Here is a 15,007-nt window from a genome sequence, read left to right as displayed (position 1 = left end):
CCTCTCTCCCGCTCCTGACCGGCACCCCGCGCCGCACACCGAACCTGCGTTCGCCACGCGGGTGCGGCGCACACCAGTGTGAACCGGAAGCCCCGGTCGTCCGTCCTCCCCAGGACGGCGACCGGGGCTTTCGCGTGGGCGCGCGGCTTTCGCGTGAGCGCGCCGCTTGCGGCTTGCGGCTTGCGGCTTGCGGCTTGCGGCTGCGCATCCGGGGCGCCGTGACCGGTGCCACGGTTCCTGGTACTGCGACCGGTCCCGTCCCGATGACGTGGGACCGGTCCCGGTCCTGGCGCTGTGGGACCGGTCCCGGTCCTGGCGCTGTGGGACCGGTCCGTTCCTGGTGAGCCGTGGGACCGGCCCCGTTTCCCGGTGACGTGACCGGCAGACAGCCGGGAGGGGCGGCTAACGCCCTGACCGCGCCGCCCGTGCGATCGCCACGACGGCCTTCTCCAGGGCGTACTCCGGATCGTCCCCGCCGCCCTTGACTCCCGCGTCGGCCGCCGCGACGGCCCGCAGGGCCACGGCGACCCCGTCCGGAGTCCAGCCACGCATCTGCTGACGCACCCGGTCGATCTTCCACGGCGGCATGCCCAGCTCACGGGCGAGGTCGGCGGGCCGGCCGCCCCTGGCCGAGGACAGCTTGCCGATCGCCCGCACTCCCTGGGCCAGCGCACTGGTGATCAGGACCGGCGCGACCCCGGTCGACAGCGACCAGCGCAGCGCCTCCAGCGCCTCTGCGGCCCGTCCCTCGACCGCCCGGTCGGCGACGGTGAACGAGGACGCCTCGGCGCGGCCCGTGTAGTAGCGCCCGACGACCGCTTCGTCGATCGTGCCCTCGACATCGGCGACCAGCTGGGACGCCGCACTGGCCAGCTCCCGCAGATCGCTGCCGATGGAGTCGACCAGGGCCTGGCAGGCCTCGGGTGTCGCGGAACGCCCCAGTGCCCGGAACTCGGACCTCACGAAGGAGAGCCGCTCGGCCGCCTTGGTCGTCTTCGGGCAGGCCACCTCTCGCGCCCCGGCCTTCCGCGCGGCGTCCAGGAGGCCCTTGCCCTTGGCGCCCCCGGCGTGCAGCAGGACGAGGGTGATCTCCTCGACCGGCGCGTTCACATACGCCTTGACGTCCTTGACGGTGTCGGCGGAGAGATCGTGCGCGTTGCGCACGATGACCACCTTGCGCTCGGCGAAGAGCGAGGGGCTGGTCAGCTCGGCGAGCGTGCCGGGCTGCAACTGGTCGGAGCTGAGGTCGCGGACGTCCGTATCGGCGTCGGCGGCACGGGCCGCCGCCACCACCTGCTGCACCGCACGGTCCAGGAGGAGGTCCTCCTGGCCCACGGCGAGCGTGACGGGGGCGAGCGGATCATCGGCAGAATTCTTCCTGGTGGCCATCGCGTTCCAGCATCCCACGCCCCACTGACAGCACGGGGCCGCCGGGGTCCCGCGCACCCCTCCCCGTACCGGAGAATGGGCAGGTGAGCGATGTGAGACATGTGCTGGTGCTGCCCGACCGCGATGCCGCGGAGGAGGTGGCCGGAGAGCTCGCCGACCGTTTCGGGGTGAGTGAGGAGCCACAGCTCGTACGGGACGCGCTGGCCGGCGAGGACGACGCCGAGGACGCCCAGTGGCTGGTGGTCGTGGAGGACCCGGGCGGGCGGCTGGACTCCGCCTCGCTCGACGCGTTCGCCGCCGAGTACGAGGGGTGGCTGGAGGCTCCTTAGGGCGTGTCCGTCCCGGGCCGCTCGGCCGCGTGCTCGCCGAGGAACGCGCCCGCGTGGGCGGCGGCCTCCTCCTTCGTGGCATGGCACGTGGTGTCGTCGGTCCCGCCGCGCGTCCCGTCGGCGCCACGCCCGGTCCACCGCCAGCCGCCGGACACCGGGTCCGGCACCAATTCCGCGGTGCCGCCGCAGAGTTCGACGGCGCTCGCCCGCGCGGCCACGGGCCTGTCGATGGCATCGGGCCACTTCTTGCGGGCACCCTGCCGGGTGATGCCCCAGGCGGCGCCCATCTGCTCATAGCTCGCGCCGTAGGAACCGGCGGTCCTCGCCGCCATCGCCGTCAGCCGCTTGACCTCGGCGTCCACCACCTTCCAGGTGGCGAGAACCGACAGGGTCACATCAATGGGGTCCGCGTCCCACATCCGCTGCTCGGGAAGCCCGGTGGCTCGGGCGCGCATGGCCGAGGCGAGCGGGTTGAGCGCGTCCAGGAGGGCGGTGCCGAGGGCTGCCTGTTCCGCTTCGGTGATCTCCGACGTCGTCATAGCGACAACCATAGTTACCAAATGCGAGACGGGTAACCATCGTTCCCATTTGGCATATGCCAGTTCAGCTCTTGGGGACGATCTGGATGTCCATGTCGATGGAGATACTGGAGCCGACCGCGGCGATTCCGCGGGCGAGCATCGTCTGCCAGGTGAGGGTGAAGTCCTCACGATGCAGTTCGGTGGTGGCGCGACAGGCGGCGCGAACCTCCCCTTCCAGTCCGTTGCCCACACCGAGGTACTGGGTGTCCAGCGTCACCGTGCGGCTGACGCCGTGCAGTGTGAGCGCACCCGTGACACCCCAGCGGCTCCCGCCCCGGTGAACGAAGCGGTCGCTGTAGAACTCCAGGGTCGGGAAGCGCCCGACATCGAGGAAGTCGCTTGAGCGCAGATGGTCGTCACGCATCTGGACGTTGGTGTCGATCGACGCGGCGTCGATGACCACATGCATGGCGGAGTCCTCCATGCGATCGGCGATCCGTACCGCGCCGGCGAAGTTGTTGAACCTGCCGTGGATACGGGCCATGCCGATATGACGTGCCGTGAAGCCGATCTGGGAGTGGCTGGGCTCGACCTCCCACTCGCCGGGATCGGGCAGCTGCGGGGGCTGCGCCACCTGGAGGGTCACATCGCCCAGGCTCGCGTGCCCGTCCTCGGAGACGACGGCCGCCCCGTGGAACGGCGTGAACCCCTCGGCCGTGACCGCCAGCCGGTAATCGCCCGCCGGAACGGTGGCCAGGACCGTGCCGAACGGATCGGTCTCACCGGCGACGACCTTGCGCCCCGCACTGTCGGTCACGACGTACTCGGCCTGCCGCACCGGCTCGTTGACGGGGTCCAGCACCCGACAGCTGAGCACACCCGCGGACCGGGGCACCACGATCCCGGCGAGGGCTCCGCCGCGCACGGCGCCCGTCTGACTTCTGTTTCCCAGCCAACGGCCGAACATCTCTCACGCACCCCAGTGACGGTTCACACTTCGGGGCCCCTGCCGGCAGGACGTCGTTGTCGGAGCAGCGGCCCGCCGACGAGCATGCATTCGACCACTGATGCGACGTTCGAGGCAAACGGAGGTCTCGGAGTGGGTTGTACGGAGGAATCACCGAAGGTCCCAATTGACTGTTCCGCCGCCGACTGCCCCTTTCGCCGGTGACCGTCACTCGCGACATCATGAGCGGCCCACCGCCCGCAGCTCCTTCCCGGCCCCCGTCACGGCGATGGCGCCGTCCCTGTCGGTACGCAGCACCCTCGCTCCCCCGGCCCTGAGCGCGTCGACCGTACGGGCAGACGGATGGCCGTACGGGTTGTCCGCGCCGCAGGAGATGAGAGCCAGCCCCGGCCGTGCGCTGCGCATCAGCGCGGCGTCCTGGAACGCGGAACCATGGTGCGCCACCTTGAGGACATCCACCCGCGGCAACGCCGGATGGCTCCGCAACAGCCCCTGCTGGGACGGAGGTTCGAGATCTCCGAGGAGCAGCAGCGTCGGCCCTCCCGCCACCCGGACGTACAGAGTCACGCTGGAGTCGTTCGGCTCCTCCGTCACAGCGCGCGCCCCCGTATCCCCAGGCACCGGACGTCCAGGCACCGCGCCTCTTGACACCGCAGCACCCGTCATCGCCTCCACCGCCTCCATCGGCACCGCCGGCACCGCTCCGGCCGGGCCGCCGCCGCCCGGCCAGAGAACGCGCCAGTCGAGCGGTCCCACGCGGCGGTGCTCCCCCGGAACGGCCCGCACCAGCGGAACTCCCGCCAAGGCCGCCGTCCTCCGGACGAACGCGGCCTGCTCCGGTGGCTCGTCGAGGCTCGTCGTCTGGATCGCGCCCACCGTCCGGCCGCGCAACGCGCCCGGCAGCCCACGGACATGGTCGGCGTGAAAGTGGGTGAGCACGAGCAGCGGCACCCTGGTGATCCCCAGATCCCTGAGACACCGGTCCACCGGCCGGGGATCGGGTCCGGTGTCGACGACCACCCCCGTGCCCTCCCCCGCAGCGAGCACCATGGCATCGCCCTGCCCGACGTCGCAGAGCGCGAAGGCCCAGTCGGACGGTGGCCAGCCGGTCAGGATGCGGGTCAGCGGCACCGGCCGCAGCAGCGCGAGGACCAGAAGCAGCGCGGCGGAGGCGCAGACCCACGGATGGCGGGCCAGCCGCCGGGCGGACAGCGCGACCAGGCCCGTGACTCCGGCGAGCAACGCGGCACCGGCCCATCCTCCGGGCCACTCGGCCTCCGCTCCGGGCAGGCCCGCCCCGGTCCGGGCCACGGACGCGATCCACCCGACCGGCCACCCCGCGACCGTGGCCAGCACCTCGGCCACCGGCATGGCCACCGGGGCCACCGCCAGCGCGGCGAACCCGAGAACCGTCGCGGGCGCCACCGCGAACTCGGCGAGCAGGTTGCAGGGGATCGCCACAAGACTGACCCGCGAGGCGAGCACCACGACCACGGGCGCGCACACCGCCTGGGCGGCGGCGGCAGCGGCCAGCACCTCGGCGAGCCGGGGCGGAACCCGTCGCCGCCGCAGGGCCGCGCTCCACCGGGGCGCGAGCGTGAGCAGCGCGCCCGTGGCCAGCACGGACAGCAGGAATCCGTAACTGCGCGACAGCCATGGGTCGTACAGCAGCAGAAGCAGAACAGCCGCCGCCAGGGCGGGAATCAGCGATCTGCGCCGCCCCGTTCCGATGGCGAGCAAGGTGATCATGCCGCATGCCGCCGCGCGGAGGACGCTCGGTTCGGGGCGGCAGACAACGATGAACGCGAGTGTCAGAGCACCGCCGATCAGCGCGGTCGACCGCAGGGAGAGGCCCAACCGGGGCGCCAGACCGCGTCGTTCGGCACGAAGAGAGGTACCGGGTGGTCCGATGAGCAGAAAGAGAAGAACCGACAGGTTGGCTCCCGACACGGACAGCAGGTGGGTGAGGTCGGTGGCTTTGAACGCCTCGTGCAGGTCGGGCGTGACCCTGGAGGTGTCGCCGACCACGAGACCCGGGAGCAACGCCCGCGCGTCGGCGTCGAGCCCGTCGGCGGCCCTGCGCAGCCCGGCGCGCAGAGTCCCCGCCGTGCGCTGGAGAGGCGACGGGTCCCCGGTGATCCGGGGTGGCGCCTCCCCCTCCACCCGCAGTACGGCGGCGATGCGTTCCCCCGCGTGCGACGGCGGCGCGAGGCGGCCGGTGAGGCGAAGCCGAGTGGAGGGCAGCAGTCGCCGCCAGGGCGTCACGGCGTCGCCGGGCGAGACCATGACGAGGACCGGCGTGCTGCCCCGGGTGACGGCACCGTCCGCAGCGGTGACCCGGATGACCTCGGCGTCGAGCAGCAGTGTCACAGGGGTGCTGCGCTCACCGCGGACCTGCGGCCGGGCCTGCCGGGGATCGGAGGTGATGGTCACCTCCGCGTCCACCCGCGCGTGCGACAGCGCCAGAGCGGGAACGGGTCCCCGCCGCACATCCGCCCCGTGCAACCCGGCGGTTGCCGCCCCCGCGGCCGCGCACAGCAGGACGGCTCCCACGGCGGCGACCCCCGTCCGCCTCGGCCGGTCCACCGAAGCTTCCCGCTCGTCCCCCGAGGCCGGTCGGCCGCCTGGAGCCGGTCGGTCGCCTGGAGCCGGTCGGCCCGCCGGTGCCGGCCTTCGCGACATGGCCAGGAGCACCAGAGCCACGCCGCCACAGACCGCGGCTGCTCCCGCCGTCCATCTCCCCGGCGCTCCGAGGCCGAGCGCCGCAGCGGCCCAGACCGCCAGCGCGGGCGGAACGAGCCGCAGATCGGCCGCCCCTTCCTGCCGGGGGTCCGGGATGCCCAGCCGTCGCCCCGACGCCCGGTGAAGGCCGATGCCCGCCCCGGGAGTCACCTCGGGCTCCGTCCCGGGCACCGCCTCGCGACTGCTCATGGCCGGACCAGCGGCTCAAGGTCCGCGAACCGGCGGTCGCCGATCCCCCTGACCTGACGGAGTTCGCCGACGGAGCGGTAACCGCCGTGCTCGGTGCGGTAGTCGACAATGTGCTGCGCGAGGACGGGGCCGACCCCGGGCAGGGTTTCGAGCTGCTCCGCGCTCGCCGTGTTCAGGCTCACCGGCACTGTCGCCCCCGGCGGCCCGGCAGGCGTACCCCCGCCGCCGCCCGGTGTCCCGGAGCCGGGCTGAACAGCGACCGGTCCCACCACCACTTGCTCACCGTCCATGAGAACCCTCGCCCTGTTGATGCCGGTGACATCCGTTCCCTCGCGCACGCCCCCGGCAGCCTTCAACGCGTCGGTGACCCGGGAACCCACCGGCAGACTCCGGACACCCGGCCACCGCACTTTGCCGCTCACATCGACGACGATCCGCCCGCCCGCCTCGGCTGCGGCCGGCTGTCCCGGGCCCGTCCCCATGGGCGGCGCGGCGGCGTCGGAGCTCGATGGCTCCCGCACGTCCGCCGATACCGCTTCGCCTCCCTTCATCAGCTCGGGAGCACGCACGGGCTGCGGGCGGACGGTCCAGAAGTGCATCGTGGCGAGGACTGCGGCTCCGACCAGCACTACGGCGAGCGCGGCGAACGTCTTCGGCTCCAGTCCGCATCGAAGCCGCAGCCAGAGCGGCAGCCTGTCGCGGAGTGCGAGCACCGCCCCCATCCGCCGTGACAGGCGCGTGCCCCGTCCGGCGGAGGGTGCGAGGGGTGGAGCGGCACCGGGACGGTCCGGAGGCGCCGAACCCCGTAACGGCCGTGTCCCTGTCCGCGTCCGCGGACCCGTCTCCGGTCCGGGCCGCGCCGAGGCCTCCGTCACCGGACCCGCCTCCGCAGGCCGCCCGCGCGCCCCGTCATAGGCGCTGATCAGCAGCGCGTCCGCCCGACGGCGCGAGGCTGCGGCAACGTCTGCGGCTTGTCCGCGGGGCGACCGCCGCCGGCCATGACGGGCACCGGGTCCTCTGCCCGCCGCGCCACTGGGCCCCCTGCCGGGACCATGCCGCGCGCGACCGGAACCGGAGGCAGGACCGGAAGCAAACCCGGGAGGACGTAAGGAATCAGGAGCAGGACCATCGGCAGGACCAGTACCTGGACCTGGACCTGGACCTGGACCTGGACCTGGACCTGGACCTGGACCTGGACCGGGATCAAGTGCGGGATCGAGTGCGGATAAAGAAGTCGACGGGGAAACAGAAGTCGGCGTGGATGCGGGAGTCGACGGGGAAGCGGTGGGCGCTTGAGGTGATCGAAGGGCCATGCCTCACGACGTTAGACACATCCGGCCGAACCCGCCGAGCAGCCCCGATTCCCGTGGATAACTGCCCAGTTGTGGATAACCTCGCCACTCCTCCGGGTGCATCTGCCTCCCGTTCCGCCTCCAGCTCCCCTCCAGTTCCCCCTCCGGGCGACCCCGGTTCGGCGGAAGTCACCGGCCCAGCGGCCTCAGCGCGGTGAGATCACCACGCCCAGCAGCCCCGGCCCGGTATGTGCCCCGATCACCGCGCCCACCTCGCTGACGTGGAGATCGACCAGTCCCGGAATGCGCTCGCGCAGCCGCTCGGCCAGCGCCTCGGCGCGGTCCGGCGCGGACAGATGGTGCACGGCGATGTCCACCGAGCCCACTCCGGCCCGCTCGGCGACGATCTCCTCCAGGCGTGCGATGGCCTTGGACGCCGTCCGCACCTTCTCCAGCAGTTCGATCCGGCCGTCGTCCAGCTGGAGGATCGGCTTCACCGCGAGCGCGGAGCCCAGCAGCGCCTGTGCGGCTCCGATGCGGCCGCCCCGGCGCAGATAGTCGAGCGTGTCGACATAGAAATACGCGGAGGTTCCCTCGGCCCGTTTCTCCGCCGCCGCGACCGCCTCGTCCAGGCTGCCGCCCGCATCCGCCGTCTCCGCCGCCGCCAGGGCGCAGAATCCCAGGGCCATGGCGACCATTCCGGTGTCCACCACGCGTACCGGCACAGGGGCGTCCTTGGCCGCGAGCAGCGCGGCGTCATACGTACCCGAGAGCTCGGCCGACAGATGCAGGGAAACGATGGCGGTCGCCCCGGCCTCCGCCGCGGCCCGGTACGCCGCGGCGAAGACCTCGGGGCTGGGCCGCGACGTCGTCACGGAGTGCCGTTTCTGCAACGCCAGGGCCAGCGACCGGGCCGAGATCTCGGTGCCCTCCTCCAGCGCCTGATCCCCCAGGACGACGGTCAGGGGCACTGAGGTGATGCCGTGCCGTTCCATCGTCTGGCGCGGCAGATGGGCCGTTGAATCGGTGACGATCGCGACATGGCGGGACATGAGCCGGAGGTTACCTTCCGGGACGGGGGCGCGGCAGCCCGGCCCCGGCCCACTGACCGGTCGAGGCTGCCCCGGAACGCATCCTGCCACTCCCGCCCGCCGGGGACATCGCGGGCCCCGCCTGCCGTGCCGGGCGTTGCGGACGTGTCAGTTGGTCGTCTCCGGCCTGGCCGACTTCTGCCAGGGGTAGCCCGTCTGCAGTCGTGGGTCCGGCGCGGTGATCGCCTGTGGTCCCTCCGCGTGGGCCGGGCCGGGCCAGTTCTCCTCGGCCGTACTGCCGCTCATGGGCCCGGCTCCCGTGCCCGTGGCCGCGCCCATGCCCGTCCCGGAGGACTGCGAGGACCGAGAGGGCTGTGCGTGCTGCGTCTGCGGGTCCTCCACCGTCCAGTGCCGCAGCGCTCCCGCCTCGACGTCGATCTGCGCGTTCAGCGCGTCCAGATCGTCCTCACTGAACCGCTGTGCGCGGTCGCGCGCCGCCCACCGCAACGAGTCCGCCGAGTGCGTGATCCGCTCCGTGCGTTCCTTCAGCCTCGGCAGCAGCGCGGCGACCGTGGCCCGGTCCGGCTCACGCTCCAGCCGCTTCAGCTCGTCGTCGAGCTCGCGTCCGTGCACGCTGAGCCGCTGGAACAGTCCCAGCGACTCCGAGAGCGAGGCGTCCTCGGCCAGGCCCGCCTGCAGCGCTTCCTGCGTCGCCCGCATGGACGTGCGCAGATCGAGCCGCAGTTGTGCGAGTGTGCCCGCGACGCCGACCTGTCCGAAGCTCTTGGCCCGCAGGGTGGTGTCCTCCACCGTGCGGCGCGCCTGTGTGATCGTGCGGTCCACGCCACGCTTGGCCGCGCCGATCGCCTTGACACCGGCGTATACGCCCAGCGCGACGAACGCGACGAAAAGAAGCGCCACGATCGTGATCACGGCTTCCATGAACGCCCCTCGGTAGGTCGATGCGGCTGCCGGTACCGGTGCCCCCCTCCACCGTAAACGGAACGGGCAGGCCAGGGGTTCCTTCGGAACCCCCAACCTGCCCGTAGGGGAATGCCCTGACCGTGCGCTGAGCCCATCACGAACCGTGCGGCGCGGTCATCGCCAACCGTGCCGTGCGGTCATCGCCAACCGTGCGGCGCGGTCGTCACAAGCCGTGCGGCGCGGTCATCACGCGGGGACGATGTTGACCAGTTTGGGTGCGCGGACGATGACCTTGCGGATCCCGGCCCCGTCCAGCGCGGCGACGACCGCCGGGTCCGCCAGCGCCAACGCCTCCAGATCCGCGTCCGCGACCGCCGGGGACACCTCCAGACGAGCCCTGACCTTGCCCTTGACCTGCACGACACACGTCACGGTCTCGTCCACCACATACGCCGGGTCCGCCACCGGGAACCCCTCGTGCACCACCGACGCCGTGTGCCCCAGACGCCGCCACAGCTCCTCCGCCACATGCGGCGCCAACGGCGCCACCAGCAGCACCAGCCGCTCCGCGACCGACCGCGACAGCGGACCCCCCGCCTTCGTCAGATAATTGTTCAGCTCCGTCACCTTCGCGATCGCCGTGTTGAAACGCATCTGGGCCATGTCCTGACCCACCCCGTCGATCGCCTTGTGCAGCGCACGCAGCGTCTCCACACCCGGCTCCGCGTCCACGACCGTGACCTCACCGGTCTCCTCGTCGACAACATTGCGCCACAGCCGCTGCAACAGCCGGTACTGCCCCACCACCGCACGCGTGTCCCACGGCCGCGACACATCCAACGGCCCCATCGCCATCTCGTACAGGCGCAGCGTGTCCGCCCCGTACTCCGCGCAGATCTCGTCCGGGGTGACGGCGTTCTTCAGGGACTTGCCCATCTTGCCCAGGACCCGGCCGACCTTCTCGCCCCGGTAGTAGAACGCCCCGTCACGCTCCTCGACCTCGGCGGCCGGGACCGCGATGCCACGGCTGTCACGGTAGACGAACGCCTGGATCATGCCCTGGTTGTACAGCTTGTGGAACGGCTCGCTGGACGAGATGTGGCCCAGGTCGTGCAGCACCTTGGACCAGAAACGCGCGTACAGCAGGTGCAGCACCGCGTGCTCGGCGCCACCGATGTACAGGTCGACACCACCGCCCGGCCGGCCCTCGCGCGGCCCCATCCAGTACTCCTCGATGGCCGGGTCGACCAGCTCCCGGCTGTTGAACGGGTCCAGGTAGCGCAGCTCGTACCAGCAGGAACCCGCCCAGTTCGGCATCGTGTTCGTCTCGCGCCGGTACTTCCGCGGACCCCTGCCGTCCCCCAGGTCCAGGGTGACGTTGACCCAGTCCGCGTTCCGCGACAGCGGCGGCTCGGGCCTGCTGTCCGCGTCCTGCGGGTCGAAGGTCCGCGGCGAGTAGTCCTCCACCTCCGGCAGCTCCAGCGGCAGCATCGACTCCGGCAGCGGATGCGCGATGCCTTCCTCGTCGTACACGATCGGGAACGGCTCGCCCCAGTACCGCTGACGGCTGAACAGCCAGTCCCGCAGCCGGAAGTTGACCGTGCCCTCACCCACACCCCGCTCCCGCAGCCAGCCGGTGATCCGCGCCTTCGCCTCGACGACACCCAGACCGTCCAGCGAGACCTCCCCGTTCGAGGAGTTCACCAGCTTCGCGTCGGACGAACCGAACGCGTCCTCCCAGGTGGAGGGGTCCGTGCCCCGGCCGTCCGACGGCTCCACCACACACCGCATCGGCAGTTCGAAAGCCCGCGCGAACGCGAAGTCCCGGGCATCATGCGCCGGAACAGCCATGATCGCGCCCGTGCCGTAACCCATCAGGACGTAGTCCGCGACGAAGACGGGCACCTTCTCGCCGCTGACCGGGTTCACCGCGTACGCACCGGTGAACACACCCGTCTTGTCCCTGGCCTCCGCCTGCCGCTCGACCTCCGACTTCGCCGCCGCCTGCTTCCGGTACGCCGTCACCGCCTCCGCCGGGCTCCCGTACCCACCCGTCCACACCGGCGGCGTACCCTCCGGCCACGCGGCCGGAACGATCCGCCCGACCAGATCATGCTCCGGGGCCAGCACCATGTACGTCGCACCGAACAGCGTGTCCTGCCGGGTCGTGAACACGGTGATACTGCCCGCACCGTCGACCGGGAAGTCCACCCGCGCACCCTCGGAACGCCCGATCCAGTTCCGCTGCTGCAGCTTGATCGCCTCGGGCCAGTCCAGCCCGTCCAGATCATCCAGCAGCCGGTCCGCGTACGCGGTGATCCGCATGTTCCACTGACGCAGCTTCGCCTTGAACACCGGGAAGTTCCCACGCTCGGAACGCCCGTCCGCCGTCACCTCCTCATTCGCCAGCACCGTCCCCAGCCCCGGCGACCAGTTCACCGGCGCGTCCGACGCATACGCCAGCCGGTACCCGCTCAGGACCTCCGCGCGCTCGACGGCGCTCAGCTCACCCCACGCACGCCCGTCAGGCGTCGCACGCACCCCGCCCTCGAACTGCGCCACCAAATCCGCGATCGGCCGCGCCCGGTCAGCCTCCGAGTCGTACCAGGAATTGAAGATCTGCAGGAAGATCCACTGGGTCCACTTGTAGTACTCGGCCTCGATCGTCGCGAACGAGCGGCGCTTGTCGTGGCCCAGGCCCAGCCGGCGCAGCTGGGCCTTCATGTTCTCCATGTTGGCCTCGGTGGAGACCCGCGGGTGCGTGCCGGTCTGCACGGCGTACTGCTCCGCGGGCAGCCCGAAGGCGTCGAAGCCCAGGGTGTGCAGGACGTTGTGGCCGGTCATCCGCTGGTGGCGGGCGTAGACGTCGGTGGCGATGTAGCCCAGGGGGTGGCCGACATGCAGACCCGCGCCCGAGGGGTACGGGAACATGTCCATGATGAACTTCTTCGGCTTCGCCGCCAGCTCCGGGTTGTCCGCCAGGTCGCCGGTCGGGTTCGGCGCCTCGTACGTCCCCTCGGCGTCCCAGAAGTCCTGCCAGCGTGCCTCGATGTCGGCGGCCATCGCCGCCGTGTAGCGGTGCGGCGCGGCCGTCTCGGCTGCGGAATTCGTCTCGCTCATGATCCTCAAAGCTCCATCGATCGTCATCTGCCGGCGTCCACGTCTACGGACACGCGTCTACGGAAACGAAAAATCCCCTCGCACAGGAGGGGACGCCGCGCCGATTCCGACCAGGCATTCTCACCGGTCGGGACTGATCAGCGCGGCTCACTAAGCAGAAGGCGTACGGCACGCATGGCGTCAGGGTACCGCACGGGCCCGGAGCCGTGCCGGGAGCGACCGGTCCGTGGACGCTCCGCCGGGGTCACCGCAGATGCCTCCGGCGCCGCGGGACGACAACGAGAAGCGGGCCATCCGATCCGGATGACCCGCTTCCTTACTGTGGAGCTAAGGAGAATTGAACTCCTGACCTCCTGCATGCCATGCAGGCGCTCTACCAACTGAGCTATAGCCCCTTGTTGTCCGCCGCCCGGTTTCCCTTGGCGACATCGAGAACATTACACGGTCCCCCCGGTCCTCCACCAAATCGTTTCCCATCTGAACCGTTATGCCCGAATTTCACTCAGGCTGCCATGAAGGTTCAGGCCGTCGCGAAGGAGTAGAAGCGCTTGAGGGTGCAGTGTTCCTCCAGGAGCCGCCCGTAGATCGGCTCCCCTTCCAGCTCGCGATAGGTCTCGATGGGGTCGCCTTTTATGATCAGCGCCCGCGCGCACTCCTCGCACCAGTACTGGTACTCCGGATTGACCGGGTCCATGTCCCTGACGATGGGCGTACCGCTGCCGCACCAGTCGCACTTACGCCTGTGTGCACCCATCAGTCAGCTCCAGCTGTGGCCGCAGGCCGTACACACGTATGAGACCCCGCCGTCGCCACCCAGCACTTGGGCCACGTGGGACGCACCGCGGGACGGGCAGCCGGGGCGGGATCGGTCTTCGGGAGTTACGGAGCCGGCGGGCGGGGCGGGAACAACGGGCAGGTCGGGGACCTGTTCGCGACTCGCAGGCATCGCGCTCCCTCCCGATCGGTCCATCGCCCCCTCCGGCGCTCCGATTCTGCCATGACCCCGCAAGAGGGTCAGCCCGCGAACGGGCGGAGAGCGGACGAAGGGCGGACGGGAACAGTCGGAGTGCGGGTAGGAGCGGTCGCGGTACGGGCGGGTGCAGTCGGGGTACCGACGGCATACGGGCAGCACCGGAGGCATGCAAAAGATCCCGCCCCTGAAAGGGACGGGATCTTGACTGTGGAGCTAAGGAGAATTGAACTCCTGACCTCCTGCATGCCATGCAGGCGCTCTACCAACTGAGCTATAGCCCCGCTGTCCGCTGTGTTTCCCTGCGTTTCCGCGCTGCGAACAAGAAGAACTTTAGCGTGCGACCAGCCAGAAAGTGAAATCCGGCCGGTGCCGCCCCGGTACGGCCCGCGGGCACTGGCCTAGTCGTCGTCGCCGAGCACCGGCTCGGGCAGCGTTCCGGCGTTGTGCTCCAGCAGGCGCCAGCCGCGCGCACCCTCGCCCAGCACGGACCAGCAGCAGTTGGTGAGCCCGCCGAGTCCTTCCCAGTGGTGCGCTTCCAGGCCCAGCAGCCGGCCGATGGTCGTCCTGATCGTGCCACCGTGGCTGGCCACGACCAGCGTGCCCCCGTCGGGCAGCTTCGCGGCGTGTTCCAGGACGACCGGGGCGGCCCGGTCGGCGACCTCGGTCTCCAGCTCGCCGCCGCCCCTGCGCACGGGCTCGCCGCGCTTCCAGGCCGCGTACTGCTCGCCGTACTGTCCGACGATCTCCTCGTGCGTCAGGCCCTGCCAGGCGCCCGCGTACGTCTCGCGCAGCGCGGAGTCGTGGGCGACCGGGAGGCCGGTGACGGCGGCGAGCTCAGCGGCCGTGGCCGCCGCCCGCCGCAGGTCAGAGGCGACGATCGCGTCCGGCTTCAGCGAGGCGAGCAGCCGGGCGGCCCGACGGGCCTGCCCGACGCCGGTCTCGGTGAGCTCGATGTCCGTGGAGCCCTGGAAACGGCGCTCCAGGTTCCATGCCGTCTGGCCGTGTCGCCAGAGGACGATCCTGCGGCCCCTGCCGCTGCTGCTGCCGTTCAGCTCGGGTCACCTTCCGTGCCGCCGTTGAGCTGGGCGTGCTCCTCGGCCTTGCCCCGGGTCTTGACGGCGTCCTCGGGGAGCGCGATCTCGGGGCAGTCCTTCCACAGGCGTTCGAGCGCGTAGAAGACACGCTCCTCGCTGTGCTGGACGTGGATCACGATGTCGACATAGTCGAGAAGGATCCAGCGGGCGTCGCGGTCGCCCTCACGGCGCACCGGCTTGGCGCCGAGCTCCTTCTGCAGCCGCTCCTCGATCTCGTCGACGATCGACTTGACCTGGCGGTCGTTCGGAGCCGAGGCCAGCAGGAAGGCGTCGGTGATGGACAGCACATCGCTGACGTCGTAGGCGATGATGTCGTGCGCGAGCCGGTCGGCGGCCGCCTGAGCGGCGGCGTTGATGAGCTCGATGGAGCGGTCCGTGGCGGTCACATGCAGGCTTTCGTCGGCGGTCAGATCAACCTCTAGGGTCTCACGGACCG

At 71.0% G+C, this 15,007-nt stretch carries 12 protein-coding genes and 2 tRNA genes; 1 reads left to right on the top strand and 13 read right to left on the bottom strand.

Translation table 11 applies throughout. The annotated features are described in order from the left end of the window. Positions 1-402: 402 nt before the first annotated feature. A complete protein-coding gene (gene holA / locus ABT170_RS08550) occupies positions 403-1,389 on the bottom strand; it encodes a DNA polymerase III subunit delta (protein ID WP_266930570.1) in 987 nt (328 codons plus the stop codon). 83 nt (positions 1,390-1,472) lie between these two features. Here holA and ABT170_RS08545 point away from each other — a divergent pair, with 83 nt between their 5' ends. Then, on the top strand, positions 1,473-1,718 hold the full coding sequence (locus tag ABT170_RS08545) for a hypothetical protein (protein WP_329943975.1): 246 nt from the start codon (positions 1,473-1,475) through the stop codon (positions 1,716-1,718). Here the strand turns inward: ABT170_RS08545 and ABT170_RS08540 are convergent. The 12 genes from ABT170_RS08540 to rsfS form a co-directional block, all read right to left on the bottom strand. Next, the gene (locus ABT170_RS08540; protein WP_351865177.1) at positions 1,715-2,257 is read right to left on the bottom strand and encodes a hypothetical protein; all 543 of its coding nucleotides are present in this window, start codon (positions 2,255-2,257) and stop codon (positions 1,715-1,717) included. The two genes, ABT170_RS08545 and ABT170_RS08540, sit on opposite strands and share 4 nt — an antisense overlap. A gap of 64 nt (positions 2,258-2,321) precedes the next feature. Next, entirely contained in the window at positions 2,322-3,206 is an 885-nt protein-coding gene (locus ABT170_RS08535; protein ID WP_329943977.1) for a YceI family protein, read from the bottom strand. Positions 3,207-3,425: 219 nt separating this feature from the next. Next, the gene (locus tag ABT170_RS08530; protein WP_351865174.1) at positions 3,426-6,137 is read right to left on the bottom strand and encodes a ComEC/Rec2 family competence protein; all 2,712 of its coding nucleotides are present in this window, start codon (positions 6,135-6,137) and stop codon (positions 3,426-3,428) included. Next, positions 6,134-6,859: a ComEA family DNA-binding protein gene (locus tag ABT170_RS08525; RefSeq protein ID WP_351865171.1), complete on the bottom strand. Its 726-nt coding sequence runs from the start codon at positions 6,857-6,859 to the stop codon at positions 6,134-6,136. The genes ABT170_RS08530 and ABT170_RS08525 overlap by 4 nt, the downstream gene beginning before the upstream one ends. Before the next feature lie 776 nt (positions 6,860-7,635). Then, positions 7,636-8,481, bottom strand: coding sequence for a DegV family protein (locus ABT170_RS08520; RefSeq protein ID WP_329943980.1), 846 nt, complete (start codon positions 8,479-8,481; stop codon positions 7,636-7,638). A 147-nt stretch (positions 8,482-8,628) separates the two neighbouring features. Then, positions 8,629-9,402, bottom strand: a complete 774-nt coding sequence (locus ABT170_RS08515) for a hypothetical protein (RefSeq protein WP_351865168.1) — start codon at positions 9,400-9,402, stop codon at positions 8,629-8,631. A 228-nt stretch (positions 9,403-9,630) separates the two neighbouring features. Beyond that, positions 9,631-12,504 carry a leucine--tRNA ligase gene (leuS, locus tag ABT170_RS08510; protein ID WP_351865165.1) on the bottom strand — a complete coding sequence of 958 codons (2,874 nt, stop codon included), beginning with the start codon at positions 12,502-12,504 and terminating at the stop codon, positions 9,631-9,633. Positions 12,505-12,826: 322 nt separating this feature from the next. After that, positions 12,827-12,899: transfer RNA gene (locus ABT170_RS08505), tRNA-Ala, on the bottom strand. Between the two features lie 125 nt (positions 12,900-13,024). Then, a complete protein-coding gene (locus tag ABT170_RS08500; RefSeq protein WP_073216832.1) occupies positions 13,025-13,258 on the bottom strand; it encodes a hypothetical protein in 234 nt (77 codons plus the stop codon). Positions 13,259-13,685: 427 nt separating this feature from the next. Next, a tRNA-Ala gene (locus ABT170_RS08490) sits at positions 13,686-13,758 on the bottom strand. 117 nt (positions 13,759-13,875) lie between these two features. Further along, positions 13,876-14,529, bottom strand: a complete 654-nt coding sequence (locus tag ABT170_RS08485; RefSeq protein ID WP_329944146.1) for a histidine phosphatase family protein — start codon at positions 14,527-14,529, stop codon at positions 13,876-13,878. After that, a complete protein-coding gene (rsfS, locus tag ABT170_RS08480) occupies positions 14,526-14,957 on the bottom strand; it encodes a ribosome silencing factor (RefSeq protein ID WP_053563007.1) in 432 nt (143 codons plus the stop codon). The genes ABT170_RS08485 and rsfS overlap by 4 nt, the downstream gene beginning before the upstream one ends. Between the last annotated feature and the right edge of the window lie 50 nt (positions 14,958-15,007).

The sequence above is a fragment of the Streptomyces sp. NPDC001787 genome (assembly GCF_040297465.1).
Taxonomy (GTDB): Bacteria; Actinomycetota; Actinomycetes; order Streptomycetales; family Streptomycetaceae; genus Streptomyces.
This window is presented reverse-complemented; position numbering and strand designations above follow the sequence as displayed.